Source organism: Martelella radicis (assembly GCF_014196625.1).
GTDB classification, from domain to species: Bacteria; Pseudomonadota; Alphaproteobacteria; order Rhizobiales; family Rhizobiaceae; genus Martelella; species Martelella radicis.
In genome coordinates, this window is sequence record NZ_JACIDZ010000012.1 from 49415 (window position 1) to 74229 (window position 24815).

A 24815-nucleotide genomic window follows, 5' to 3' on the forward strand; every position below is an offset into this window, starting at 1 on the left:
TTTAGCCATTCGTAACAAAAAACAATGAAAACCAGGATCAGGCGATGGAAATCGATCCCATCAACCGGAAAATCCTCGAGGAACTGGTCGTTGACGCGCGCATCTCCATGACGGATCTGGCGCGCAAGGTCGGCCTGTCGAAGACCCCCGTCGCGCTCAGGGTCCGGCAGATGGAGGATATGGGACTGATCAAGGGCTACCGCGCCATGCTGTCGCCGATCAAGCTCGGTCTTACCCATGTCACCTATGTCACGGTGAAGGTCAGCGACACCCGGCAAAAGGCGTTGCAGCAGTTCAACGAGGCGGTGCGACAGATCCCGGAAATCGAGGAATGCTATCTGATCGCCGGCGGCTTCGATTACCAGATCAAGGTCCGCTCACGCGATATGGAGCATTTCCGCCGGATCATGGCGGAAGAGATTTCCGAGCTGCCTTTTGTCAGCTGGACGACGAGCTATGTGGCGATGGAAGCGGTTGTCGACCAGAGCTGGGTGGCCGTCTGACCTTTCTTCCTGCGGTGCGTCAGAGCGATGTCAGGATGCTGGTGACGGCCCAGATGACAACCCCCACGGGCGCAAGCGCCAGCAGCGCGAAAAGGCCGTCTCGGGTCAGCATCGAAAAGGCGATCAGCGTCACGGCGACGCCGATCAGCGACGACGAGAACGGAACGATCTCCATCAGCGGCATCACCGCGCCGAAGAGCGTGCAGGCAAGAGGCAGCACCATGATCAGCGGCGGCTTGAACAGGAAAGTCAGCCGCTTGCGGCTGATCCGGTCGACGAAGCGGGTAAACGGCAGGATCTTCTCCAGCCCGGCATGAAGGCTGGCGGTCTTCATCGTCCTGCGGCGGATCCAGCCGGGCAGCCAGATCTGCCTGTGGCCGACAAGCCGCTGTCCCGCGATCAGCATGATGATCAGGCCGCAGACGGTGGAAAGCCCCGGCACGCCGCTCAGGGGCGTGATCAGGATCAGAGCCGGCAGGATGAGAAGCGGAATGAAGGAGGCGTGGCCGAATGAACGCATCAGGTGTTCGACGGAGACGGTTCCGCCTCCGGTCTCTTCGATGGTGCGTTCGACGATTTCCGTCAGGGAACGGAATTCATGCTCGGCCGTATCGGCTTGTTCCAAGAAAAACTCCTGCCGCTATCGAGGGTGCATTTCGGTTCAAACGCCACGGACAGCGATCCGGTTCCCCCAATCCGCATCATCGCCCGCACCATTGATTTATCACGCCGGCTGTGCCCTGTTTATGAAAAGGACAAGCTTGAGAGGACAACATGTCGGAAGAACGTCTTGAGAGGCTCGAAGCGCAGATTGCGGCGCATCAGGAAGTATTGATCGCGCTCGCCGCCGCCCTTCCCGAAGGGGAGAACCGGGCGGTGTTCCGCGCCGCGCTGGACGGGCTCTTGACCGTCAAGGGGCAGGAGGAAGACCCGGGCTTTGATCCCGACAGCTCCTTTGCCTTCCAGTATCGCGTTGCCGATACCATCCGGGCCATCGTCGACGGCGCCGAAGCACGCTCGAAGCGCTAGTGCATCGGCCCGAAAATCGGAATCGATTTTCGGAAAGCACGATGCGTGGACTCAACAGGTTAGAGTGTCCTTTGTGCGTCCGAATGGACAAACGGCGCTCTAGACGCAAAGGGGCGCATCTGCCTGAATTCCGGGAACCTTCCGGCCGTTTGCGGCGTTTCGAAAGCGGTTCGAACGGAGGATCAGGACAATGCCCAGGACATCGCAAGACCAGCGCTCATCGATCAAGGATGAGGAAACCTATCAGGCCCTGCGCGATGACGGGGCCTCGAAGGAAAAGGCCGCGCGCATTGCCAACGCCAAGGCCAACAGCCGCATGAAGCCGTCGAAAAAGGGCGGCAAGTCAGAGCCTTACGAAGAGTGGACGCGCGACGACCTCTACGACCGCGCGCAGGTGATCGGCATCGAAGGCCGCTCGAAGATGGACAAGGGGGAGTTGATCGACGCTCTTCGAAGCCACTGAGGCGCGTCGCTCAGTGCTCTGAGTACCCGCTTTCGGGCTTGGTCGTCTCTTCCACGTCGAGAAGATCGGCCACGCGTCTGAACGAGGTGACGATGGAAAACTGCTCGTTCCGGTCAAAGGCGGAAAATTCCGCGGCGAAGCCGTCGGCAAAGAGCGAGGGCGTGCCTGCAAGCGTCTTCGAGCCCGCATCCGTCAGCACAGCCTGCACCTTGCGTCGGTCTGTCGAAGAGCGCTTGCGCTCGATCAGCCCCTTGGCCTCCAGCTTGTCGAGAATGGTCACCGTCGTTGCCGGGCTCAGGTCGGCCTGTTTCGAGATCGCCGCCGTGGTCAGCGCGCCCTGGTCGGCAACGGCCTGCAGTACGACGATCTGCGGAATGGTCAGCCCCGTCTCGCGACCGATACGTTTCGAGCGGATGTCGATCGCATGCGCGATGCGGCGGATGGCCTTCATCACGGCTTCGGCGTTCTTCGATGTCAGATCCTCGTCCTTCATGCGATCAGTCAATTACAACAGAAATGATTTGAACTCAAATGATTTTTGTTGTAACCAAATAGCAACCCAGAAGCGCGGGCTTCCGCCCGCAACGCAATTTCGCCGCGCGGCCTGACCGCAGACGGCGACGAGACAATCGAATATGCGCCTGTTCTGTGGAGACCTCCCTTGCTTCTCAGGCCCGGCGCCAAGGACAGGAGCGATCGGCCAGAACATGTGTGGTATTGCCGGAGAAATCAGATTTGACGGAACGCTTGCGGACGCCGAAGCCGTCGCCCGCATCACCGAGGCACTGGCCCCGCGCGGGCCGGATGGCAGCGGCATTCTCGGCCGCGGCAATTATGCCTTCGGCCATCGCCGCCTGAAGATCATCGATCTCTCCGAGAAAGCCGCGCAGCCGATGACCGATCCCGAACTCGGTCTGACGATCGTGTTCAACGGCTGCATCTACAACTATCCGGAATTGCGCAAGACGCTGGAGGAAAAGGGTTACCGTTTCTTCTCCACCGGTGACACGGAAGTCATCCTCAAGGCCTATCACGCCTGGGGCCGTGATTGCGTCAAGCATTTCCACGGCATGTTCGCTTTTGCCGTGATCGAGCGAGACAGCGGCAGGGCGATGATCGCGCGCGACCGGTTCGGCATCAAGCCGCTCTATTATACGACAAGCGGCAAGAACATCCGCTTCGCCTCCACGCTTCCCGCACTTCTGCGCGGCGGCGGCGTCGACAAGACTGTCGATCCCGTGGCGCTGCATCATTACATGAGTTTCCACGCCGTCGTGCCGCCGCCGCACACGATCCTGAAGGGCGTGCGCAAACTGCCGCCGGCGACGACCCGCTGTTATGAACCCGACGGTTCCTTCGAGGATATCCGCTACTGGGCGCCGCCGCATCAACGCGACCCGGCAACGTCGGGGCTTTCGCGCGAGGAATGGCGCGACCGCGTGCTGGAGGCGCTGCGCACCGCCGTTCGTCGCCGTATGGTGGCCGACGTTCCGGTTGGCGTGCTCTTGTCCGGCGGCGTCGATTCCTCGATCATCACCGGGCTTCTGGCCGAGGAAGGGCAGAAGGACCTGATGACCTTTTCCATCGGCTTTGAGGAAGCCAATGGCGAGAAGGGCGACGAATTCAGTTACTCGGATCTCGTGGCCGAACGCTTCGGCACGGATCATCACAAGATCTTCGTGCCGTCCTCGGAGCTGATGAGCGCTCTGCCGGACACGATCAACGCCATGTCGGAACCGATGGTCTCCTACGACAATATCGGCTTTTTCCTGCTGTCGCGCGAGGTGTCCAAGCACATCAAGGTGGTGCAGTCCGGCCAGGGCGCGGACGAGATCTTCGCCGGCTACCATTGGTATCCGCCGCTTGAAAATTCCAACGATGTCGTCGGCGACTACGCCAAGGGCTTCTTCGACCGCGACCATGCCAAGCTGTCGCGTCATCTCTCGCCGGAGTGGCTGGCCGAAGAAGACGTCAGCCGCGCCTTTGTCGAGAGCCACCTGATGGCGCCGGGCGCGGAAGGTCCGGTTGACCGCGCGCTTCGCCTCGACAGCCAGGTCATGCTGGTCGACGATCCGGTCAAGCGCGTCGACAACATGACCATGGCCTGGGGACTTGAGGCGCGCGTGCCGTTCCTCGATCACGAGCTTGCCGAACTGGCGGCCACCATCCCGCCGGAATTCAAGCTCAATGACGGCGGCAAGGGCGTGCTGAAGGACGCCGCCCGTCTTGTCGTGCCGCATGAGGTGATCGACCGCAAGAAGGGCTATTTCCCGGTGCCGCAGCTCAAATACATCTCGGGCGAGTATCTCGACATGGTTCGTGATACGCTGACGAGCCAGGTCTCCAGCGAGCGCGGCCTGTTCAACAAATCCTATCTCGATGACCTGTTCATCGATCCGATCGGTCACATCACGCCGCTGCGCGGTTCGGAGCTGTGGCAGGTGGCGCTTCTGGAAATGTGGTTGCAGTCTCACGAGATTTGAGGAAAAGCCGATGAGCTCGGAAAAGGGGCCGAAGGATCACCCGGAGCACCGCAACCGCGATGCCTATTCCCACCGCCTGAAGAAGATGCGGACCCAGGGCATGAAGCCGCCGATCAACAGCGGCGATGACAGCGGGGTGATGAAATCGGATGTTTCGATCGATTGCGGCTGGGGCCGGATCGTCTTCGGCCAGACCTTTTCCGACGCCAAGCTGCTGATCGAGACCTTGCGGGCCGAGGTGCCGGACCACCGCGATATCGCCATCTATGTGCGCGATCCGCATGTGGTGCTGGCCAACGCGCCGCAGGAAGTGTTCCTCGATCCCTCGCACACCTACCGGCTCGATCTTTCGACCTATCGCGCCGCGCCCTCAAAGCCGCCGCAGGGCTTCTTCATCCGCCGGCTGACATCGGAAATCGATGCCCAGGCGATCAACCGCATCTATGCCGCGCGCGGCATGGTCGTGGTGCGGCCGGACTTTTTTTGGCGTCAGCGCGATGCCCGCTCGATCGTCTATTTCGTCGCCGAGGACGAGCATACCGGCAATATTCTGGGCACGGTCACCGGAATCGACCACGGCCGGATCTTCAACGATCCGGAAAAGGGCGCGTCGCTCTGGTGCCTGGCAAGCGACCCCCAGGCGCGCCAGCGCGGCATCGGCGAGGCGCTGGTGCGCAGGCTGGCCGAGCATTTCCTCGCGCGCGGCGCTTCCCACCTCGATCTCTCGGTGCTGCATGACAATGTGCCCGCCATCAAGCTTTACGAAAAACTCGGCTTCAAGCGGGTGCCGTTCTTCACCGTCAAGCGCAAGAACCAGATCAACGAGAAACTGTTCACCGGGCCTGAACAGGAAGACTACGAGGCGCTGAACCCCTATGCCCGGCTGATCGTCGCCGAGGCGCGGCGGCGCGGCATTTCGGCGGAGGTGACCGATGCAAAGGGCGGCTTCTTCCGCCTTTCCTATGGCGGCCGCTCGATCCACTGCCGCGAAAGCCTGACGGAACTGACGACCTCCGTCGCCATGTCGATCTGTGACGACAAGTCGGTGACCCGCCGCTTCGTCGAGGAGGCGGGCGTGCGCGTGCCGCGCCAGATGACGTCCGACGCCGGCGAGGAGGCGATTGCCGGTTTTCTTGAGGAGGCCGGTCCGCTGGTCGTCAAACCGGCGCGCGGCGAGCAGGGCAGGGGCATTTCCGTCGGCGTCACCACGCCCGAGGAAGTGCGCGATGCGGTGGAGGCTGCCAAGGCCTATTGCGATACCGTGCTGATCGAGGAGATGGTCGAGGGCGAGGACCTTCGTCTCATCGTGATCAACTATCGCCTCGTGGCCGCCGCCGTGCGCCGTCCCGCGCATATTATCGGCGATGGCCGCTCGTCCATCGAGCAACTGATCTCGGCACAAAGCGCGCGCCGCAGTGCCGCGACCGGCGGCGAATCCTCGATTCCGCTTGATGCCGAAACCGAGCGGACGGTCCGCAGCGCCGGCTACACCTTCGCCGACGTGCCGAAGGAAGGCGAGGAGATCCGGGTCCGCCGCACCGCCAATCTGCATACCGGCGGCACGATCCATGACGTGACCGATATCGTGCATCCGAAGCTTGTGGATGCCGCGATTTCCGCAGCCCGCGCGATCAATATTCCGGTCGTGGGGATTGATTTGATGATCAAGTCGCCCCAAAACCCTGATTACGCATTTATCGAGGCCAACGAGCGCCCGGGGCTTGCCAACCACGAGCCGCAACCGACGGCCGAACGGTTCGTCGATCTGCTGTTCCCCCTGTCCATGCCGGCAGGGGCCAGGGCTTCAGCCCGCGAGGCGCAGAAAAACGAGTGAGTGATGCAAAGACTGACGATTGATTCCGAGTACCTGTCCGACATTCTGAAATCGCTGCTCGCGATCCCCTCGCCGACAGGCTACACCGATCCGATCGTCCGCTTCGTCACCGGAGAGCTTGAGAAGCTTGGCCTCTCCGTTGAATTGACCCGCCGAGGCGCCATCCGGGCCGTGCGCCGGGGCGTGGACAGCCGCGGCGCGCGTGCCGTCGTTTCCCATGTCGACACGCTTGGCGCGCAGGTGAAATTCCTGAAGGACAATGGCCGGCTCGAACTGGTGCCGATCGGCACCTGGTCGGCGCGTTTTGCCGAGGGCGCGCGGGCGACGCTTTTCACCGAAAAGGGCGCCTATCGCGGCACCATCCTGCCGCTGAAGGCCTCCGGACACACCTATAACAACGAAATCGACGAAATGCCGATCGGCTGGGACTATGTCGAGCTGCGCGTCGATGCCTTGAGCCGCGACGAGGAGGATCTCGACAGGCTGGGCATCGAGATCGGCGATATCGTCGCCATCGACCCGCAGCCGGAATTCCTCGACAACGGCTTCATCATCTCCCGCCACCTCGACAACAAGGCCGGCGTGGCGCTGATGCTTGCTGCCTTGAAGGCGATGCAGGATGCGAATGTCGAAACGCCGGTTGCCAGCCACTGGCTGTTCACCATTGCCGAGGAAGTCGGCGTCGGCGCCTCCTCGATCGTCGCGCCGGAGGTTGCCTCCATGGTCTCGGTTGACAACGGCACATCTGCACCGGGGCAGAATTCCTCCGAGTTCGGCGTCACCATCGCCATGGCCGACCAGACCGGGCCCTTTGACTGGCATCTGACCAAGAAGCTGGTTGATGTCTGCAAGTTCAACGATATCCGCTACCAGAAGGACGTCTTCCGTTATTACCGTTCGGATTCGGCCAGCGCGGTGGAAGCCGGCGCGGATGTGCGCACCGCGCTTGTCGCCTTCGGCGTCGATGCCTCGCACGGTTATGAGCGCATCCACATGCATGCGCTGCGCTCGATCGCGGAGCTGATCACCGCCTATCTGACCTCCGATGTCGAGATCAAGCGCGACTTCCAGCAGACCGGCCCGATGACCGGCTTTACCCGTCAGCCGACCGGAAAGGCCAGGCAGGAACTCTCCGCCGATGTCGAGACGGAGAAGATCGACGACCCGGAACATCCCCACCATGCCGGCCATGCCTGAGCGATTGCTGCAGTGCACGCGCTTGCCAAGCGGTGCAATCTTGCTATGAATGCTGATCACCCTGGATCGTTTCAGGCGTGGTGCAAGGGGATAGAATGCAACGTGTGACCACTTATATTCCGGCAGGCGCGGCCAGTGGCCCGGCCTCCGGACGCGTCGAACTGACCCATGACGGGCGTCACCTCCGGCGCAAGGCGCTGAAGCTTGCCGATGGCGGCTCGGTGATGCTCGATCTGAAGGAGGCCGTGCTATTTGCCAGCGGCGACCGGCTGGTGCTGGAAGACGGCTCGCTGATCGAGATTGTCGCAGCCCCCGAGGAGCTTTACGAGATTCGCGCCCGCGACGGCCTCCACATCATCGAACTTGCCTGGCATCTCGGCAACCGGCATCTGCCGGCACAGATCGAGACCGACCGGATCCTGATCCTGCGCGACCATGTCATCCGCCAGATGCTCAATGGTCTTGGCGCGACGGTGAGCGAAGTCGTCGAACCGTTCCAGCCTGTGCGCGGCGCCTATCACAGCCATGGCGGTCACGATCACCATCACGGCGATCACGACCACAACCATGATCACGGAGATCACGACCATCACGGCCATCACCACCACCACGATTGAAGCGGCCAACGTATCGGGTACGTCGCTGCTCAGGCTGATGTCCTGGTTATCGCCGGCCTTTCCGCTCGGCGGCTTTGCCTATTCCGGCGGGCTGGAACGTGCCGCTCATGACGGTCTGCTGCAGGACGCGGAAGGCCTGAAGGTCTGGCTCTCATCGGGGCTCGCGCAGGGCTTTCTCTGGAACGACGCCGTTCTTCTGTGCGAAAGCCATCGCGCGGAGGGTGACAGCGCCCGCATTGGCGAGACCGCAGCGTTGGCCGCCGCCCTTGCGGGTTCGCGCGAACGCCATCAGGAGACGCTGGCGCTCGGATCGGCCTTTGTCACGGCCGCCGCCGCCTGGCCTGCACCGGTGCTTGCCGAACTGCCGGGCGAGATCGCGCTGCCGGTTGCCTTTGGCGCTGTCGCCGGAGCGCACGGCATCGGTCTGGAAGCGGCCTGCCAGGGCTATCTCCATGCCCAGATCGCCCAGTCGGTCTCCGCCGCCATCAGGCTGTCGCTCTGTGGCCAGGTCTTGGGGCTTGAAGTGCTGGCGGGGCTGGAAGAGAAGATCCTTGAAACGGCGGCGCGCGCGGCGATCTCCGGCCCTGATGATCTCGGCGGCTGCACGTTCCGGGCGGATGTCTCGGCGCTGCGCCATGAAACCCAGCATTCGCGACTTTTTCGCAGCTAGAGCGGTTCCGCCTTTCATGGAAACGTGTAACCGTTCTATCTCTTTGTTTCGACGCATTTTCACGGACGTCAGATGTTTCCATCTGACTGCGAAATGCTCTAACTTTTGGATTTGACGAGGTTCGACATGAAGTCTGAAAACGGTCCCCTGCGCGTGGGCATCGGCGGTCCGGTGGGCTCTGGCAAGACGGCGCTGACGGAGAAACTGTGCAAGGCGATGGGCCGCGATTACTCCGTCGCCGTCGTGACCAACGACATCTATACGCGTGAGGATGCCGAGGCGCTGGTGCGCATGCAGGCGCTTTCGTCGGATCGCATTGTCGGCGTGGAGACCGGCGGCTGCCCGCATACGGCCATCCGCGAGGACGCGACGATCAACCTGCAGGCGATTGCCGAGCTGAATGCCCGCATTCCCGATCTCGACATCATCTTCATCGAATCGGGCGGCGACAATCTGGCGGCCACCTTCTCGCCGGACCTTGCCGACATCACCATCTATGTGATCTCGGTCGCCCAGGGCGAGGAAATTCCGCGCAAGGGCGGGCCGGGCATCACCCGCTCCGACCTTTTGATCATCAACAAGAAGGATCTGGCTCCTTACGTCGAGGTCAATCTCGACGTGATGGCTGCTGACGCCGAACGCATGCGCTCCGGCGCGCCGACCGTGTTTACCGACCTGAAGCGCGGCGACGGGGTGGAGGCGATTGTCGCCTTCCTCAAGGAAAATGGCGGTCTTTGAAAGAGAACTTCCGTAAACGAAAAACCGGCGGGAGTTACCCCGCCGGTTATCAGGTCGGTCGCATGACCGGTGCGCAGATCAGAGAGCCCGCAGCGCGTCCATATCCTCAATTTCGATGATGCGACCGTGTACGTGAACGCCGAGACCTTTCAGCGTCGCGAAGGCGCGGGAAAGCGCTTCGGGGGCAAGCCCCAGCTTTCCGGCAAGAAGGCTCTTCTGGAAGGAGAGGCGGAAGGAAGCCGGGGATTCCTGGCCTTCGGCCTGTTCCAGAAGGTAAAGGGCAACGCGCTGAACGGCGGTGTTGAGCCGGTCATTGGCGATGCAGTCCATGGTTTCCTGAAGCTGGCCGGCAAGCGAACCGGCAATGGCGCGCGCCAGCATGCCGTCATCGACAAGGCTCGCATTGCGCACGCGATTGATGTCGTAGCGCGCCAGCATCGCCTTGTCGGCGGCCTGGGCGTGGTATTCATAAGTGTCGCCGCCGAAGATCAGGTCGTCGGCAAAGCTGTCGCCCGGTCCGCAGACGCGGATATCGGCTTCGCGTCCTTCGCTGTTCTGCCGGTAAAGGCGCACATAGCCGGAAAGCACGCTGTAGAAGTGGGTTGCCGGATCGCCTTGGCGAAAGACCACGTCACGGGGATAGCAATTGGCGAAGGTCGCGCATTCCATCAGCTTGTTCATGGTCGCCATATCCATGTTGGCCGTCAGCTTGGTTTCGACAAAAAGCGTTTTCTTTCGCTCGTTCAGCAAGAGGGTCCTGTTCACTGTCCGTCTCCTGTCCCGGCCCCGCGGCGACCGGGCTTTTTGCCTGTCCAGATCTGCAACACGACCGGTGCACGCCGCAATGTCGCCGGTTGCTGCGCCGGAGCCCGTCTCCTCGTCAGGGGGAAACCCGGACCCTCGCGCATAATGTCTGACTATCGCAGGCCATACGGACCATCCGTATCGCCCGTCCTGCGGCCAGGGCCGTCTCATCGGTTGGGAGGGAGGAGACCGGCCTTCTGCCTGGATGAAACCTAGAAGCAGATGCCGCACGGGGTATTGATTTCAATCAACTGAAAGCCGGAAATTTTGACGTTTGCGGCGCGCGCGGATGTCGCGTGTGGCAAAAAGCAAAAGGGCCGGTTTCGGGCCGGCCCTTGAGCGAAACGATTTAAAGAAATTCGCGTTTTCCGCTAGCGGAATGTTTCCGCTCGCCAATCCGGAACGCTCACGCCATGCCGTGCCTGCCATAGCCGTCGCGGTTGTTCTCGATCTCGTCGATCCGCTCTTCGAGTTTGGCAATTTTGGCGCGGTTGGCCTCGCTGAGCCGGCCCGCTTCCTCAGTGGTATAGACATGATCGTCCGGGTCGCGCTGGCCGATGAAGCGGCTGAACGCCCACCTGAGAAGTCTGGCGATATCATCCATGATCATGAAGAAGGCCGGCACCACCAGAAGACTGAGCACGGTGGAGACGATGATGCCGCCGATCACCGCCGTTGCCATGGGCGCGCGGAAGGCCGAGCCCTCGCCGACGCCAAGAGCTGCCGGCAGCATGCCCGCCGACATGGCGATCGAGGTCATGATGATCGGCCGGGCGCGTTTGCGGCCGGCTTCCACCAGGGCAGCGCGCCGTTCCATGCCGTGCCAGATCGCCTCCTTGGCGAAGTCGACGAGCAGGATCGCGTTCTTGGTGACGATGCCCATCAGCATCAGCAGGCCGATCATGACCGGCATCGACACCGGCTCATCCGTCAGGATCAGCGCGATCGCCACCCCGCCAAGCGCCAGCGGCAGCGAGAACAGGATGGTGAAAGGCTGGATCACATCCTTGAACAGCAGGATCAGCACCGCCAAGACCAGGAACAGGCCAAGCAGCATGGCGTTGATGAAACTCTGCTGCATCTCGGCGAGGATCTTGGCATCGCCGCTTTCAGCCAGCGTCACCGTATCCGGGATCTCGGTGTTCTCGACGATCTCGCGGAAGCGCGCCGTTGCCGGATCGAGCGCCACGCCCGGCGGCAGGTTGGCGCCGATGGTGACCACGCGGTGGCGATCGTACCGGTCAACGGTTGCGACGCCTTCCGTATAGTTGACGTCGGCGACGACCGACAGCGGCACCATTTCGCCGGTTGCCGTCTGGATCTTCAGGTTGCGGATTGCCGAGAGGTCGCGCCGCAGTTCCAGATCGGTGCGAACGCGGATCGGAATCAGCCGGTTGTCGAGCGAGATCTTCGGCAGGTTGGCGTCGATATCGCCGACGGTCGAGACGCGCACGGTGTTGGCGATCTGGGCCGGCGTGACGCCAAGCCGGGCCGCGATTTCCTTCTTCGGATGGATCTGCAGCTCCGGCCGGGGAAGGGCGCCTTCGGAGGAAACCTTGTCCAGCATCGGATCGGCGCGCAGCTTCGATTCCAGAATGGCGACCGCCTGCTGCAGGTCTTCCTCATTGTCGGAGAGGAAGTTGAACTGGATGTCGCGCTGGCCCCGGTCGTTCAGCTTGGTGACGCGCAGGTCGGGAATGTCCGAAAGCGCCGCCAGAACCTCCTGCTCGATCTGCCATTGCGGGATGGTGCGGCCCTGCGGCTCGAGCTTCGGCAGGTACTGGCCGATCAGCGGAAGGCCGCCGATCAGGTCGTTGACAATTGCCTCGGGCAGGGAATGGGCGAGGTTTTCGAGCGTAACCGTCACGGTTGCGCGGCGATATTCGAGATCGCCCAGCGGCGAGGAGCCGCCAAGAACCGTGACGCTTTCCACGCCCTGAAAACCTTCGATCCGGTTCGCGACCAGCCGCGTCATCGCTTCGGTGTCGGAAAGCTGGGCGTTCGGCGGCAATTCGACGGAGAGGACGATGCGCGAGGCATCTTCCGGCGGCATGAAACTGCCGGGGATCTTCGACATGAAGTAGCCGGAGATGATGAGGACCATGATGGCGAGCCCAAGAGTCGGGTAACGCCAGGCCGTCGTCCAGCGCACGGCAGCCGTATAGCCCCGCATCGCGCGGCCGTCATTGGCCTCGCTGTCTTCGGCCGCCTTGTGCTTTGCGGGCTTGAGCATATAGGCGGCCATGACCGGGGTGATCAGGCGGGCAACCACCAGCGAGAAGAACACGGCAAAGGCCACCGTCAGACCGAACTGGATGAAGTACTGGCCCGGAATGCCCGGCATGAAGGAGACGGGCGCGAACACGGCGATGATGGTGAACGAGGTGGCAATCACCGCAAGGCCGATCTCGTCGGCGGCATCGAGTGCCGCGCGGTAGGGCGTCTTGCCCATGCCGATATGCCGCTCGATATTCTCCACCTCGACGATCGCGTCATCGACCAGAATACCGGTCGCCAGGGTCAGCGAGATCAGGCTCACAAGATTGAGCGAGAAGCCGAGCATATCCATGATCCAGAAGGTCGGGATCACCGAGAAGGGAAGCGCCACGGCGGCAATCAGCGTTGCCCGCCAGTTATGCAGGAACAGGAAGACGACGATGATGGCGAGGATCGCGCCCTCATAAAGCGTGTCGAGGGCTGCGGTGTAATTGCCCTTGGTGAAGTAGACGGCATCATCGATCAGGTCGATGGAGACGTCCGGGTGTTCGGCGCGGACTTCGTCCAGAGCTTCGGCCACCGCATCGGCCACCGTCACTTCGCTGGCGCCCTTGGAGCGGAACACGCCGAAGGAGACCACCGGATTGCCTTCGTGGCGGGCGAAGGTGCGCGGCTCCTCATAGGTATCCGTTACCGTGCCGAGATCGGAAAGCCGCGCGAACCGGCCATTGCCGAGCGCGATCATGGTGTTGGCGAGATCGGAAACGCTGCGGGCATCGCCCAGCGTGCGGATCGCCTGTTCGGCGCCTGCCACCTGGCCGCGGCCGGAACCGGTGTCGGCATTGGTCTGGCGCAGCTGCGCGTTCACATCGGAGGCGGTGATGCCATAGCTCGCCAGCTTGTTTTCATCGAGCGAGACCTGAATTTCCCGATCCGCGCCGCCATAGCGGTCGACCCGGCCGACGCCGCGAATGCCCTGAAGCGCCCGCTCGATCGTGTCATCGACGAACCACGACAGTTCTTCCAGCGACATGTTGGGCGAGGAGACGGCAAAGGTCTGGATCGCCTGGCCCTCGACATCGATCTTGCGCACCACCGGCTCGTCGGCATTGGCCGGCAGATCGGAGCGGATATTGTCGATCGCGTCCTTGACGTCGCGCAGCGCCTCGTCGGGCTTCACTTCCATGCGGAACAGCACCGAGGTGGTGGAAACGCCGTCGGTCACCGTGGAGTTCAGTTCATCGACGCCGGAGACGCTGGCGATCGCGTCCTCGATCTTCTTCGTCACCTGCATTTCCAGTTCCGCAGGTGCCGCGCCGCTCTGGGTCACGGTCACGGCGACGACGGGAACGTCGATATTCGGGAAACGGGTGATCGGCATGTCGCGGAACGACTGCAGGCCCATGAACAGGAGCAGGCCCAAGAGCAGAAGCGGCGCAACCGGATTTCGAATGGCCCAGGCTGAGAAATTCATGTGTCCTGACCTCAGTTCAGCGGCGCTTCGGCGGCCGGTACGGGGTTGATCCGGTCACCGGCGCGCACATAGGCGCCGGCCTTGGCCACCACCTGGTCGCCCTCGGCAAGACCGTCAACGATCTCGATCGCGTCGCCGTCCTGAATGCCGGTCTTGACCGTCACGATCTCCACCGTGCCGTCCTTCACCCGGCGCACGGTGGAGCCCTGGCGGTCGATATTGACGGCGGTCATCGGCAAGGCCAGGTTCTCGGCTTCCTCGACGATGATCTCGGCGCTGGCATACATGCCGGGCCGGGCGCGTCCAGGTTCATCAATGGAGATGAAGACATCGCCGAGACGGGTGATGTTGTCGACGACGGGCGAGACCAGCCGGACGGTGCCGCTGAGAGCGGGCGCATCGCCGACCAGCGAAATCGTGGCGCTCTGCCCCTCCGATACCTTCATCATGTTTTCCTCGGGAACCTCGGCAACCAGCTCGATCGCGCCGTCGCGGATCATGGTGAACATCGGCGTCGAGGCGCCGGTGGCAATCGCGCCGATGCGGGCATTCTTGCCGGAAACGATGCCGGAGACAGGCGCCTTGATGTTGGTGCGCTCAAGCCGCAGGTCGATATCGTCGATCTGCGCCTGCTGGACGTTGATATCGGCTTCCGCCACGCTGACGGCCTCGCGCGCGGCGGCCGTCGAGGCATCGGCCCTCAGAGCCGCCGTTTCCGCCTGTTCCAGTGCGGAGGTGGAGACCGAGCCGTTGTCGGCGAGGCGTTTGGTGCGCTCGAATTGGCGGCGGGCATCCGTCTGCGCGGCTTCGCTTGCGGTCAGCTGGGCGTTGAGCTGGGCCAGACTGGCCTCGGCCTTCGCCTTGCTCGCCTGGAGGCTGCTCTTCTGCAGAAGGAGTGAATCAGTTCTGAGCGTCGCCAGCACGTCGCCTTCTTCGACCCTGTCGCCGATCTCCGCATTGATCGTCTCGACCGAGAGGCCCTCGACCAGCGGCTGGACATAGACCTCCTCGACCGGTTCGATCGTGCCGGTTGCCCGAACGATCGCGGTCAGCGGCATTACCTTCACATCGGTGACAATAATGGAGGGCAGGCTCGTTCCTGTCTCGGCGGGCGCGCTCGCTTCCGCGCCGAGTGCCGGCGAGAAAGCCATCGCGAGAAGCATCGGAGACAATACGGCGAGACGGACATGTTTCTGCATGACGGTTTTCCTCTATCGGCCGGGAGGAGGCCACAACTCTATTGCGGATCGTCTTGCGCAAAACTGAGCGCGCGGTGATCGACCGGTCTTGCACCGGGCACCTGCAGCCTGTTCTACGCGAACGGGCGAGTGCCGGATGATGTCGCTGGGCAGTTCGTCACAACCGGGCGCTATTTCAAGTCGGTCTGGTGCAAAAACATTCATAATTGAACCAAGTGGTTCGATTAATATCGGCACTGGTGCAAAAATGCAATACGCGCGGCTCCGAAGGGAACCGCGCGCAACAGGATTTAATCAAGTGTTTGAATTTTAGTTGGAAAGTGCCGCGTCGGTGATTTCCAGCGTATAGGCGCCTTCCGGCGTCTTGGTGATGACCGGGTCCGAACCGCCGCCGAGCAGAACCTCGACGGTGCGCTCGTAGTCGGCCGGATCAAGCGCGCCGTTGGAGCCGGCCGTCAGCTTGGCCACTTCGCCCATCATCCGCTTCTGGTGCTTTTCGGTCTGGGCGCCGGTATCGTCATATTCGAGCACGATTTCGGCGGCTTCGTCCGGGTTTTCCTCGGCCCATTTCCAGCCCTTCATCGAAGCGCGAACGAATTTGACCATGTCTTCCTTGAATTCCGGATTGGCCAGGTCGTCTTCGAGAACATAAAGGCCGTCCTCCAGCGTCGCCACGCCTTCATCCTCGTATTTGAAGGTGTTGAGCGCATCTTCCGGGATACCGGCGTCGACCACCTGCCAATACTCGTTATAGGTCATGGTCGAGATACAGGCTGCCTGCTTCTGCAGGAGCGGATCGACGTTGAAGCCCTGTTTCAGCACGGTCACGCCATCTTCGCCGCCATCGGTCGGGATGCCAAGATGCGCCATCCATGACAGGAAGGGATATTCATTGCCGTAGAACCAGACGCCGAGCGTCTTGCCGGGGAAATCCTCGGGGCTCATGACATTGTTTTCCTTCAGGCAGGTCAGCATCATGCCGGAGGATTTGAACGGCTGGGCGATGTTGACGAGCGGCACGCCCTTTTCGCGCGTTGCAAGCGCGGACGGCATCCAATCGACGATGACGTCTGCGCCGCCGCCGGCGAGCACCTGTGCCGGCGCGATATCCGGGCCGCCGGGCTTGATGGTGACGTCAAGGCCTTCTTCCTCGTAGAAGCCCTTTTCCAGCGCCACGTAATAGCCCGCGAACTGGGCCTGCGTCACCCATTTGAGCTGCAGGGTGATCTCGTCTGCGGAAAAGGCCTGACCTGCGCCGAGCGCCAGACCGCCAGCGGTCAATGCCGCGAGAAATGTCGATTTCATGTTTTCGTTCCCCTTGGTTTCGATTGGTTCATCACGACCGCCCGGACCGGACGGAGGGATGCCAGAACGTGACGACGCGCTGGATGAGCGCCACCACGCCATAAAAGGCGGAGCCGGCAACAGCCGCCACCGCTATTTCGGCCCAGACCATGTCGATATTGGCCCGGCCCACTTCCGTGGAGATCCGGAAACCCATGCCGACCGTGGGTGTGCCGAAAAACTCTGCCACAATGGCGCCGATCAGCGCCAGCGTGGAATTGATCTTCAACGCATTGAAAATGAACGGCCATGCCGCCGGAAGCCGGAGCTTGACCATGGTCTGGCCCCAGCTTGCCGCATAGGTGCGCATCAGGTCGCGCTCCATGCTGGAGGAGGCGGACAGGCCCTGAATGGTGTTGACCAGCATCGGGAAGAAGGTCGCGACCACGACAACGGCGGCCTTTGACGGCCAGTCGAAGCCGAACCACATCACCATGATCGGCGCGATGCCGACAATCGGCAGCGCCGAGACGAAATTTCCGAAGGGCAGCAGCCCGTTTTTCAGGAAAGGCGAGCGGTCGATGAGGATGGCAACGATGAAGCCCGAGCCGCAGCCGATCGCATAGCCGATCAGCACCGCCTTCAGAAAGGTCTGCTGGAAATCGGCCCACAGGATCGGCAGCGAGTGTGTCAGCCGCACCCAGACATCGCTTGGGGCGGGCAGCAGGATCGGCGGGATGTCGAAGGCAATCACAACGCCTTCCCAGATGATGATGATCGCGGCGCCGAAGATGACGGGCACGGCAAACCAGGCGAGGCGATTGAGCACGGGGTTGGAGAATTTCTGCCGCACCAGCCATTCATTGAAGGCCCAGCCGCCGAGCCAGAAGGCGATTGCGAACCAGACAAAACCGTCATTCATGGCTTGACCCCCATGCGTTTGAGGACCGCCGTTTGCGCAAGGCCGACAATGGCGACGAGAATGGAGGCAAGGATGGCCGCCATGAACAGCGCCGACCAGATCTGCACGGTCTGCCCATAATAGGAGCCCGACAGGAGCCGCGCGCCAAGTCCCGCCACCGCTCCCGTCGGCAGTTCGGCAATGATCGCGCCGACCAGCGAGATCGCAATGGCGATCTTCAGCGAGGTGAAGAGATAAGGCATGGCCGATGGCAGCCGCAGCTTCCACAGGATCTGCCGGTCATTGGCGTTATAGGTGCGCATCAAATCAAGCTGCAGCGCGTCGGGCGAGCGCAGCCCCGAGACCATGCCGACGGCGACGGGGAAGAAGGACAGATAGGTCGAGATCAGCGCCTTGGGCAAAAGCCCGGTAATGCCGATGGCGTTCAGCACCACGATCAGCATCGGCGCTATCGCGATGATGGGAATGGTCTGGCTAGCGATGATCCACGGCATCATCGAGCGCTCCATCGTGCGGTTATGAACGATGGCGATCGCCAGAATGATGCCGAAACCGGAGCCGATGGCAAAGCCGAGCAGGGTGGAGGAAAGCGTGATCCAGGCGTGGTAGACGAGGCTGCGCTTGGAGGTGACCTTCTTCTCGATGGTCGTGCTCCACAGCTCCGCCGCGACCTGATGCGGCGAGGGCAGGACCGGCCTTTCCAGCGTGTAGGATTGCGAGACGACTTCGCCGAAGGTGATCTCCTGGCCTGCCCGCCTCGCCTGGTCCTCGACGAATTGCCGGTTCAGGACCACGACGAAGACACACCAGATGGCGAGGATGGCGAAGACGACGGTGGCAACGGGAAGGACGCGCTCACGCAGCATGGCGGTGTCCTTTCCAACGGCTGGACGTCGATCGCGATGCCGCAGCGCCGGCCAAGCCCACCCCCCAATCTCCCCCCTTGAGGGGGAGATGTCGCGAAAGCGACAGAGAGGGGTACAGCGCACCCGATCTGCTCTGCGTGCGCGGCTTGCGGTTCACCCCCCTCTGCCCCTGTCGGGGCATCTCCCCCTCAAGGGGGGAGATTGATTGGAGGTTGCGGCCGCGTTCAGCCACTCCCCAACCTCTCCCGTCATCCCGGCCTTGAGCCGGGATCCAGGGCCACACAACGGGAGGCAGCGATTGATGTCCGGCAGCAGAACCGGTTCGCGCGGTCATACCGTGCCGCCCTGGACTCCGGCTCAAGGCCGGGGTGAGGGTATGTGGGGGTAGCAGGCGCTTATTCATAACGATGCCCCTGAAGTTCGCTTTGTTCGGGCCAGCCGTACAGTATATCCGGAAGTCCTTCTTCATTATCGCCATCGGTGCGGCGAAGCTCGCCAAAGCCTTCCCGCTCATAGAAGCGTCGTGCTGCGGTATTGGCCTGAAAGGTCCAGAGCCTGAGCCCCGTGGGCCGGTTCGTCTTGGCTTGGTCGAGCAGTGCCTTGCCAACGCCGGCGCCGCGCGCGATGGCGGAAACGTAGAGCGCGGTGACATAGTCATCATCGGATAGGGCCAAAAAACCCAGAACGCTCATGTCAACCGCTACGACGGACACGGCGCGCTCGTTGAATACAGACTCCCGATAGTGGTGTGTGACGTCGGCATGCGTGTGCACTCGCGGCATCCAGGGCGTTTCATCGATCCAGTCGTTGAGGATGGCGGCACAGGCTGTCATATCGCCGATTTCGGCAGGGCGAAGTGCGTATTCACTCATAACTATGCCCCGCCCTCAGTCCCTCGCGCACGCGATGGGCGATCTTCAGAAACTCGGGGCTTTCGCGAATGTCGAGCGGGCGCTCCTTCGGCAGCGTCGAATCGATCACGTCGGTCACCCGTCCGGGGCGCGGGCTCATCACCACGATCTTGGTCGAGAGATAGACGGCTTCCGGAATGGAGTGGGTGACGAAGCAGATGGTCTTGTTGGTCGCCGCCCAGAGCTTCAGGAGCTGTTCGTTCAGATGGTCGCGGACGATTTCGTCGAGCGCGCCGAAGGGCTCGTCCATCAACAGGAGATCGGCATCGAAGGCGAGCGCGCGGGCAATCGAGGCGCGCTGCTGCATGCCGCCGGAAAGCTGCCAGGGGAATTTCTTCCCGAAACCCGCAAGGTCCACCAGTTCCAGCACCCGCTCGATGCGGCGGTTCTGGTCGGCCCTGGTATAACCCATGATCTCGAGCGGCAGGGCGATGTTCTTCTCGATCGTGCGCCAGGGATAAAGGGCGGCGGCCTGAAACACATAGCCATAGGCGCGGTCGAGCCGGGCGTTTTCCGGCGTGGTGCCGTTGACGGTGATCTCGCCGGCGGTCTTTTTCTCCAGATCGGCGATGACGCGCAGAAAGGTGGTCTTGCCGCAGCCGGACGGGCCGATGAAGGAGACGAAATCGCCCTTCTTCACCTCCAGATTGACATCCTTCAGCGCGTGGACCGGACCATCATTGGTCTCGAAGGTGAGACAGAGATCCTTCGCCGAGACGACGGAAAGGGGCGCCTTGTCATTCATGCTGCGCTCTCCAGTTCAGAAAATCGTTTGCGCGCGATGGGAAACAGGTGGTGTTCGCTCAAACCCGCGCGCTTGACGTCGACCGGCCCGAACAGCGGAAGCCAGCGACATTCCGCGATTTCGGCCTGCGGGGCGACATTCGGCGCGGCGAAGGTGGAAAAGGCATGCGCCTCGACGATCATGCCGGGTTCGTTCGCCGCCTTTTCGCGATGGAGACCTTCCGGCCGGAAGGTTTCGGGCGAAAGCTTCAGCGCTAATTCTTCGTCCAGTTCACGAATAAGCGCGTCAATCGGGGTCTCTCCGTCATCAATCTTGCCGCCGGGCTGCATGAAGGCCTCAGTGCCGCGCTTGCGCACGGTCAGCATCTCGCCCTTGTCATTGATGATCAGCGCGACGGCGATGCGGATGGTGTTGTCGTCGCTCATCGGCTCAGGCCCTCTTCTGCAGGGCAAGCGCTGCCCCCAGCATCACCAGGAAGCCGCCGGCGGAAGCCTCGAGCCAGGCAACCACGCGCTCCGTCACCACCCGGGCAAGGGCGGAAAAGGCGAGCGCATAGATGATCAGGATCGGCAGTTCGAGCATCACCGAAATGCCGCCGAAGACCACCATCTGCATGGCCACATCACCCGTCGGATTGACGAATTGCGGCAGGATGGCAACGAAGAATGCGAGGTTTTTGGGGTTCGCCGCCTGCACGCTGAAGCCGCGGAAGAACAGCCGGAACGGGGCCTCGGGTGCCACGCGCTTGAGATTTGCCGCACCAGCCAGGGCCGAACCGCCTTCACCTTTCCGGCGAGACAACAGCGGGGCGATCATCTTGATGCCGAGATAGCCGAGATAGACCGCGCCGACGATTTTCACCACATTGAACAGCGTCGCGCTCATCAGGATCAGCGAGGCGACGCCTGCGGCCGAAAGCGCGAAATAAAGCGCATTGGTCGCCAGAATGCCGGCCGCTGCAGCTTGCGAGCGCCAGAAGCCCTGCCGCATGGATAGCCCCACGACCAGCAACACGGCAGGCCCCGGCGACAGGCACAGAAGAAACTCGGTCGCGGCAAAGGCCGCCACGCTTGACCAGTCCATGCGTCAGACTCCTGACGGCGGAATGCCGGCGCGCTCGATCTTGCGCGGGGCAACGAGGTCCTTCCAGGTGGAGAGCGCCTTGTTGACGGCCGGGTAAGGCTCGCGCTTGACGTATTTGCCGTGTCCTTCCTCGGTCTTCAGCGTGGTCTCCTCGACCACGACCTTGCCGCGCGACAGCGTGAAGCGCGGCAGGCCCTTCACATGCTTGCCCTCGAACACGTTGTAATCGATGGCGGAAACCTGGGTCTCGGCGGTAATCGTCTTTTCCAGCGTCGGATCCCAGACGATGAGATCGGCATCAGCGCCCACCAGAACAGCGCCCTTCTTCGGATACATGTTGAGGATTTTTGCAATATTCGTGGAGGTGACGGCGACGAATTCGTTCATCGTCAGCCGGCCGGTCGAAACGCCATAGGTCCACAGAAGCGGCAGCCGGTCTTCGAGCCCGCCCGTGCCGTTCGGGATCTTGGTGAAGTCGTTGACGCCGTAGCGCTTCTGTTCGGTGGTGAAGGCGCAGTGGTCGGTCGCCACGCAGGACAGCGTGCCCGATTGCAGCCCGGCCCAGAGCGAGTCCTGATGCTGCTTGTTGCGGAAGGGCGGCGACATCACCCGGCGGGCGGAATGGTCCCAGTCCTTGTCGAAATATTCGCTTTCATCGAGCATCAGATGCTGGATCAGCGGCTCGCCATAGACCCGCATGCCCTTCTGCTTGGCGCGGCGGATCGCCTCGTGGCTTTGTTCGCAGGAGGTGTGAACCACGTAAAGCGGTACGCCAGCCATGTCGGCAATCATGATAGCGCGGTTGGTGGCCTCGCCCTCCACTTCCGGCGGGCGCGAATAGGCGTGGCCTTCCGGGCCGTTATTCCCCTCGGCCATCAGCTTGGCCTGCATGCTGGCAACGACATCGCCGTTTTCGGCATGCACCAGCGGCATGGCGCCGAGCTCGGCGCAGCGCTGGAAGGAGGCGAACATCTCGTCGTCATTCACCATCAGCGCGCCCTTATAGGCCATGAAATGCTTGAAGGTATTGATGCCGTGCTCCTTGACGACCGCTTCCATCTCGTCAAACACCTGTTTGTCCCACCAGGTGATCGCCATGTGGAAGGAATAGTCGCAGGTCGCACTGGTCGACTTGTTGTCCCAGCGCTTGATCGCGTCGAACAGCGACTGGCCGGGATCCGGCAAGCAGAAATCGACGACCATGGTGGTTCCGCCGGCAACGGCCGCGCGCGTGCCGCTGGCAAAATCATCCGAGGAATAGGTACCCATGAACGGCATCTGCAGATGCACATGCGGATCGATGCCGCCGGGCATGACGAAACAGCCGGTCGCGTCGAGTGTCTCGTCGCCGGAAAGATCATGGCCGATCTCGATGATCCGGCCGTCCTCGATCTTCACATCGGACTTGTAGGTGAGGTCGGCGGTGACAATGGTGCCGCCCTTGATAACTGTGCTCATTATGCTGTTCCCTTGATTTTCAAACGGGCGGTTTTCCGCTTCTCGTTTTCATGATGTCTATTTCAGCCGGTATTTTCCCCGCGGATAGGTGTTCTGGTTCATGTCCGAAGGTGCGGCGCCGACGCTGGGGCTGATGCTGCCCCGGCTTCTGGCGGCTTCGCCTGCTTGCGGCGCGACCGCCGCCCCGCCGCTGACGGTCGAGGCCGGTTTCGCGCCGATGAAGCCGCGCGATCGGAGAGCCGGTGTTGCGTCCTTCGGTTTGCTTTTCATGCTGTGTTGCCAGTGGTGAAAAAGGAGCGGCGGCTATCCGTCGACCAGGTCGAGCCGCTTCTCGATGCGTGAAATGCGCTCGTCCACCCGATCAAGGCGATTCGAGAGACTTGCATATTGCGCAGTAAGAATGCCGATTTGGCTTTCGATAATGCCAAGCCTGCCCTTGATCTCAAGCAATTCTTCCGTGTGCCGATCTTGCGTGGCGCGGATCGCTCGGAGATGCTCAAGAACAAGATTCTCTGTTGCAGGTGACATGTGCGTTTTTCCATCGCGTTGAGACAGCAATATAGCGCCAAACCATTGGCCTCACAATCTGCCCGGTTTTGTCCGCCTAGAGGCATCGCTTTAGCTCCTCGATCCCGCTATTTGTGAGCATGAATGCCGTCTGGTTGCTATCCGGGCCGCCAATCTCAATAAACAGAACGCGTTCAGTGTTTGCTCCCCAATCGCCTTTGCAAGTCCTGTCGAACAATGTTGCATTCATACCGACCACCTCAACCGGCGCGCCGAGCCTGCATGTGCCTTCACAATCGTCATAGCCAAAATCGGAAATCGGTTTCATGCTTCCCATGCATGCATCTGCCGGAAGACACCAGCCGTTCGGATCGAACGCTAGAGCGGGTGCCGACCAGAAGCTGAGGCAGACAAGGCTTAACGTAACTGAGTTGGCGAGGTGCATTGGAAATTACTCCACAATCTCCGCCGTCTTCAACACCGCCCTCAGCAGCACGTCTGCGCCGGCGGTGGCCCATTCCTTGGAAATATCCTCGGCCTCGTTGTGCGACAGCCCGTCGACGCAGGGGCACATGACCATGGTGGCAGGCGCGACCTTGGCGGCCCAGCAGGCATCGTGCCCTGCGCCGGAGACGATGTCCATGTGGCTGTAGCCGAGTTCGACGGCGGCATCGCGGACATTCTTCACAAGCTCCGGATCGAAGGTCACCGGGTCGAAATGGCCGACCGGCTCGACCGAACAGCCGACGCCGAGGTCATCGCAGATTTGCGCCGCCTGCTTCTCGATCGCCGCGCGCATGCCGTCGAGCTTGTCCTGGTCAACGGTGCGGATATCGACGGTGAAGGTGACGGTGCCGGGCAGAACATTGCGGGAGTTCGGCTTGAAGAACATCTGGCCGACGCCGCCGACGGCGTTCGGCTGCGCGTCCATGGCCACCTTCTGCACCATTTCCAGAATGCGGGCCATGGCAAGGCCTGCATTGACGCGCATGGCCATCGGCGTGGAGCCGGTATGGGCTTCCTTGCCGGTCAGCGTAAATTCCAGCCACCACAGCCCCTGACAGTGGGTGACGACGCCGATTTCCTTCTTCTCCGCTTCCAGGATAGGGCCCTGTTCGATGTGGTATTCGTAATAGGCGTGCATCTTGCGCGCGCCCACCTCTTCCTCGCCCAGCCAGCCGATGCGCTTCAGCTCGTCACCATAGGCCTTGCCTTCGGGATCCTTGCGGTCATAGGCATAGTCGAGCGTGTGGACGCCGGCGAAAACGCCGGAAGCGAGCATGGCGGGGGCGAAGCGCGCGCCTTCCTCATTCGCCCAGTTGGTGACCACGATCGGATGCTTGGTCTTGATATTGAGGTCGTTCAGTGTGCGCACCAGTTCGAGCGCGGACAGCACGCCGAGCACGCCGTCATATTTGCCGCCGGTCGGCTGGGTGTCGAGATGGCTGCCGACATAGACGGGCAGGGCGTCGGGATCGGTGCCGGGCCGGGTCATGAACATCGAACCCATCTTGTCGACGCCCATGGTGAGGCCGGCATCGTCACACCATTTCTGGAAGAGCGCGCGACCTTCCGCGTCCTCGTCGGTCAAGGTCTGGCGGTTGTTGCCGCCGGCGATGCCGGGTCCGATCCTGGCCATTTCCATGATCGCGTCCCAGAGGCGGTCGCCGTTGATACGCATGTTCTCGCCTGCAAAGGCTGCCATGACTGTTCCCCGTTTCTGTTCCCGAGGCTTTGCCCAGGCCGATCTTGTTACCGGCGAAAAAGGGCATTGCCTTTCTTGTTTGGATCGGTCACGTTTTTGACCGCTT

26 protein-coding genes are annotated in these 24815 nt (G+C 62.0%); 10 read left to right on the forward strand and 16 right to left on the reverse strand.

Annotation, left to right across the window (positions count from 1 at the left end):
* The first annotated feature begins 44 nt into the window (after window positions 1-44).
* On the forward strand, window positions 45-503 hold the full coding sequence (locus GGR30_RS16635; protein ID WP_183488416.1) for an Lrp/AsnC family transcriptional regulator: 459 nt from the start codon (window positions 45-47) through the stop codon (window positions 501-503).
* Between the two features lie 19 nt (window positions 504-522).
* Here GGR30_RS16635 and GGR30_RS16640 read toward each other — a convergent pair whose 3' ends face one another.
* Entirely contained in the window at window positions 523-1128 is a 606-nt protein-coding gene (locus tag GGR30_RS16640) for an exopolysaccharide biosynthesis protein (protein WP_183488419.1), read from the reverse strand.
* Between the two features lie 149 nt (window positions 1129-1277).
* Between GGR30_RS16640 and GGR30_RS16645 the strand changes: the two genes are divergently transcribed.
* Together GGR30_RS16645 and GGR30_RS16650 are read left to right on the forward strand one after the other, a co-directional pair.
* Window positions 1278-1532: a hypothetical protein gene (locus GGR30_RS16645; protein WP_183488421.1), complete on the forward strand. Its 255-nt coding sequence runs from the start codon at window positions 1278-1280 to the stop codon at window positions 1530-1532.
* 190 nt (window positions 1533-1722) lie between these two features.
* Window positions 1723-1995, forward strand: coding sequence for a DUF7218 family protein (locus GGR30_RS16650; RefSeq protein ID WP_183488423.1), 273 nt, complete (start codon window positions 1723-1725; stop codon window positions 1993-1995).
* A 10-nt stretch (window positions 1996-2005) separates the two neighbouring features.
* On the opposite strand, the gene GGR30_RS16655 is transcribed toward GGR30_RS16650, so the two are convergent.
* A complete protein-coding gene (locus tag GGR30_RS16655) occupies window positions 2006-2488 on the reverse strand; it encodes a MarR family winged helix-turn-helix transcriptional regulator (RefSeq protein WP_183488425.1) in 483 nt (160 codons plus the stop codon).
* Window positions 2489-2702: 214 nt separating this feature from the next.
* Here GGR30_RS16655 and GGR30_RS16660 point away from each other — a divergent pair, with 214 nt between their 5' ends.
* The 6 genes from GGR30_RS16660 to ureG all read left to right on the forward strand — a co-directional run bounded on the left by GGR30_RS16660 (window position 2703) and on the right by ureG (window position 9534).
* Window positions 2703-4478, forward strand: a complete 1776-nt coding sequence (locus GGR30_RS16660) for an N-acetylglutaminylglutamine amidotransferase (RefSeq protein ID WP_183488427.1) — start codon at window positions 2703-2705, stop codon at window positions 4476-4478.
* 10 nt (window positions 4479-4488) lie between these two features.
* Complete coding sequence (gene ngg / locus GGR30_RS16665; RefSeq protein WP_183488429.1) at window positions 4489-6312, forward strand: N-acetylglutaminylglutamine synthetase; 1824 nt, start codon at window positions 4489-4491, stop codon at window positions 6310-6312.
* Window positions 6313-6315: 3 nt separating this feature from the next.
* Complete coding sequence (locus tag GGR30_RS16670) at window positions 6316-7509, forward strand: osmoprotectant NAGGN system M42 family peptidase (protein ID WP_183488431.1); 1194 nt, start codon at window positions 6316-6318, stop codon at window positions 7507-7509.
* Between the two features lie 95 nt (window positions 7510-7604).
* Window positions 7605-8126: an urease accessory protein UreE gene (gene ureE, locus GGR30_RS16675; protein ID WP_183488433.1), complete on the forward strand. Its 522-nt coding sequence runs from the start codon at window positions 7605-7607 to the stop codon at window positions 8124-8126.
* 37 nt (window positions 8127-8163) lie between these two features.
* Window positions 8164-8796, forward strand: a complete 633-nt coding sequence (locus tag GGR30_RS16680; protein ID WP_246413988.1) for an urease accessory protein UreF — start codon at window positions 8164-8166, stop codon at window positions 8794-8796.
* A gap of 126 nt (window positions 8797-8922) precedes the next feature.
* Window positions 8923-9534, forward strand: a complete 612-nt coding sequence (gene ureG, locus GGR30_RS16685) for an urease accessory protein UreG (RefSeq protein ID WP_183488435.1) — start codon at window positions 8923-8925, stop codon at window positions 9532-9534.
* Window positions 9535-9612: 78 nt separating this feature from the next.
* Here ureG and GGR30_RS16690 read toward each other — a convergent pair whose 3' ends face one another.
* The 11 genes from GGR30_RS16690 to hydA all read right to left on the reverse strand — a co-directional run bounded on the left by GGR30_RS16690 (window position 9613) and on the right by hydA (window position 22497).
* Window positions 9613-10299 (reverse strand): Crp/Fnr family transcriptional regulator, encoded by a 687-nt coding sequence (locus tag GGR30_RS16690; RefSeq protein ID WP_343066513.1) that lies wholly within the window; start codon window positions 10297-10299, stop codon window positions 9613-9615.
* A gap of 445 nt (window positions 10300-10744) precedes the next feature.
* Window positions 10745-14029, reverse strand: coding sequence for an efflux RND transporter permease subunit (locus GGR30_RS16695; RefSeq protein ID WP_183488437.1), 3285 nt, complete (start codon window positions 14027-14029; stop codon window positions 10745-10747).
* Between the two features lie 11 nt (window positions 14030-14040).
* Window positions 14041-15228: an efflux RND transporter periplasmic adaptor subunit gene (locus GGR30_RS16700; protein ID WP_183488439.1), complete on the reverse strand. Its 1188-nt coding sequence runs from the start codon at window positions 15226-15228 to the stop codon at window positions 14041-14043.
* A 309-nt stretch (window positions 15229-15537) separates the two neighbouring features.
* Window positions 15538-16533: an ABC transporter substrate-binding protein gene (locus GGR30_RS16705; protein WP_183488441.1), complete on the reverse strand. Its 996-nt coding sequence runs from the start codon at window positions 16531-16533 to the stop codon at window positions 15538-15540.
* 31 nt (window positions 16534-16564) lie between these two features.
* Window positions 16565-17434 (reverse strand): ABC transporter permease, encoded by an 870-nt coding sequence (locus GGR30_RS16710; RefSeq protein ID WP_183488443.1) that lies wholly within the window; start codon window positions 17432-17434, stop codon window positions 16565-16567.
* Window positions 17431-18300 (reverse strand): ABC transporter permease, encoded by an 870-nt coding sequence (locus tag GGR30_RS16715; RefSeq protein ID WP_183488445.1) that lies wholly within the window; start codon window positions 18298-18300, stop codon window positions 17431-17433. Before GGR30_RS16715 ends, GGR30_RS16710 begins: the two co-directional genes overlap by 4 nt.
* A gap of 395 nt (window positions 18301-18695) precedes the next feature.
* The gene (locus tag GGR30_RS16720) at window positions 18696-19172 is read right to left on the reverse strand and encodes a GNAT family N-acetyltransferase (protein ID WP_183488447.1); all 477 of its coding nucleotides are present in this window, start codon (window positions 19170-19172) and stop codon (window positions 18696-18698) included.
* Window positions 19165-19956 carry an ABC transporter ATP-binding protein gene (locus GGR30_RS16725; protein WP_183488450.1) on the reverse strand — a complete coding sequence of 264 codons (792 nt, stop codon included), beginning with the start codon at window positions 19954-19956 and terminating at the stop codon, window positions 19165-19167. The genes GGR30_RS16720 and GGR30_RS16725 overlap by 8 nt, the downstream gene beginning before the upstream one ends.
* On the reverse strand, window positions 19953-20381 hold the full coding sequence (locus GGR30_RS16730) for an NUDIX hydrolase (RefSeq protein WP_183488452.1): 429 nt from the start codon (window positions 20379-20381) through the stop codon (window positions 19953-19955). Before GGR30_RS16730 ends, GGR30_RS16725 begins: the two co-directional genes overlap by 4 nt.
* A gap of 4 nt (window positions 20382-20385) precedes the next feature.
* The gene (locus GGR30_RS16735) at window positions 20386-21039 is read right to left on the reverse strand and encodes a LysE family translocator (RefSeq protein ID WP_183488453.1); all 654 of its coding nucleotides are present in this window, start codon (window positions 21037-21039) and stop codon (window positions 20386-20388) included.
* Window positions 21040-21042: 3 nt separating this feature from the next.
* Window positions 21043-22497, reverse strand: coding sequence for a dihydropyrimidinase (hydA, locus tag GGR30_RS16740; RefSeq protein WP_183488455.1), 1455 nt, complete (start codon window positions 22495-22497; stop codon window positions 21043-21045).
* Window positions 22498-22597: 100 nt separating this feature from the next.
* Here hydA and GGR30_RS16745 point away from each other — a divergent pair, with 100 nt between their 5' ends.
* A complete protein-coding gene (locus GGR30_RS16745; RefSeq protein ID WP_183488457.1) occupies window positions 22598-22786 on the forward strand; it encodes a hypothetical protein in 189 nt (62 codons plus the stop codon).
* A 14-nt stretch (window positions 22787-22800) separates the two neighbouring features.
* Here the strand turns inward: GGR30_RS16745 and GGR30_RS16750 are convergent, their stop codons facing one another.
* From GGR30_RS16750 to GGR30_RS16760, 3 genes are all read right to left on the reverse strand, one after another.
* On the reverse strand, window positions 22801-23025 hold the full coding sequence (locus GGR30_RS16750; RefSeq protein ID WP_183488459.1) for a hypothetical protein: 225 nt from the start codon (window positions 23023-23025) through the stop codon (window positions 22801-22803).
* Window positions 23026-23101: 76 nt separating this feature from the next.
* Window positions 23102-23449 (reverse strand): hypothetical protein, encoded by a 348-nt coding sequence (locus tag GGR30_RS16755; RefSeq protein ID WP_183488461.1) that lies wholly within the window; start codon window positions 23447-23449, stop codon window positions 23102-23104.
* Between the two features lie 6 nt (window positions 23450-23455).
* Window positions 23456-24709, reverse strand: coding sequence for a Zn-dependent hydrolase (locus tag GGR30_RS16760; RefSeq protein ID WP_183488463.1), 1254 nt, complete (start codon window positions 24707-24709; stop codon window positions 23456-23458).
* Window positions 24710-24815 lie beyond the last annotated feature (106 nt).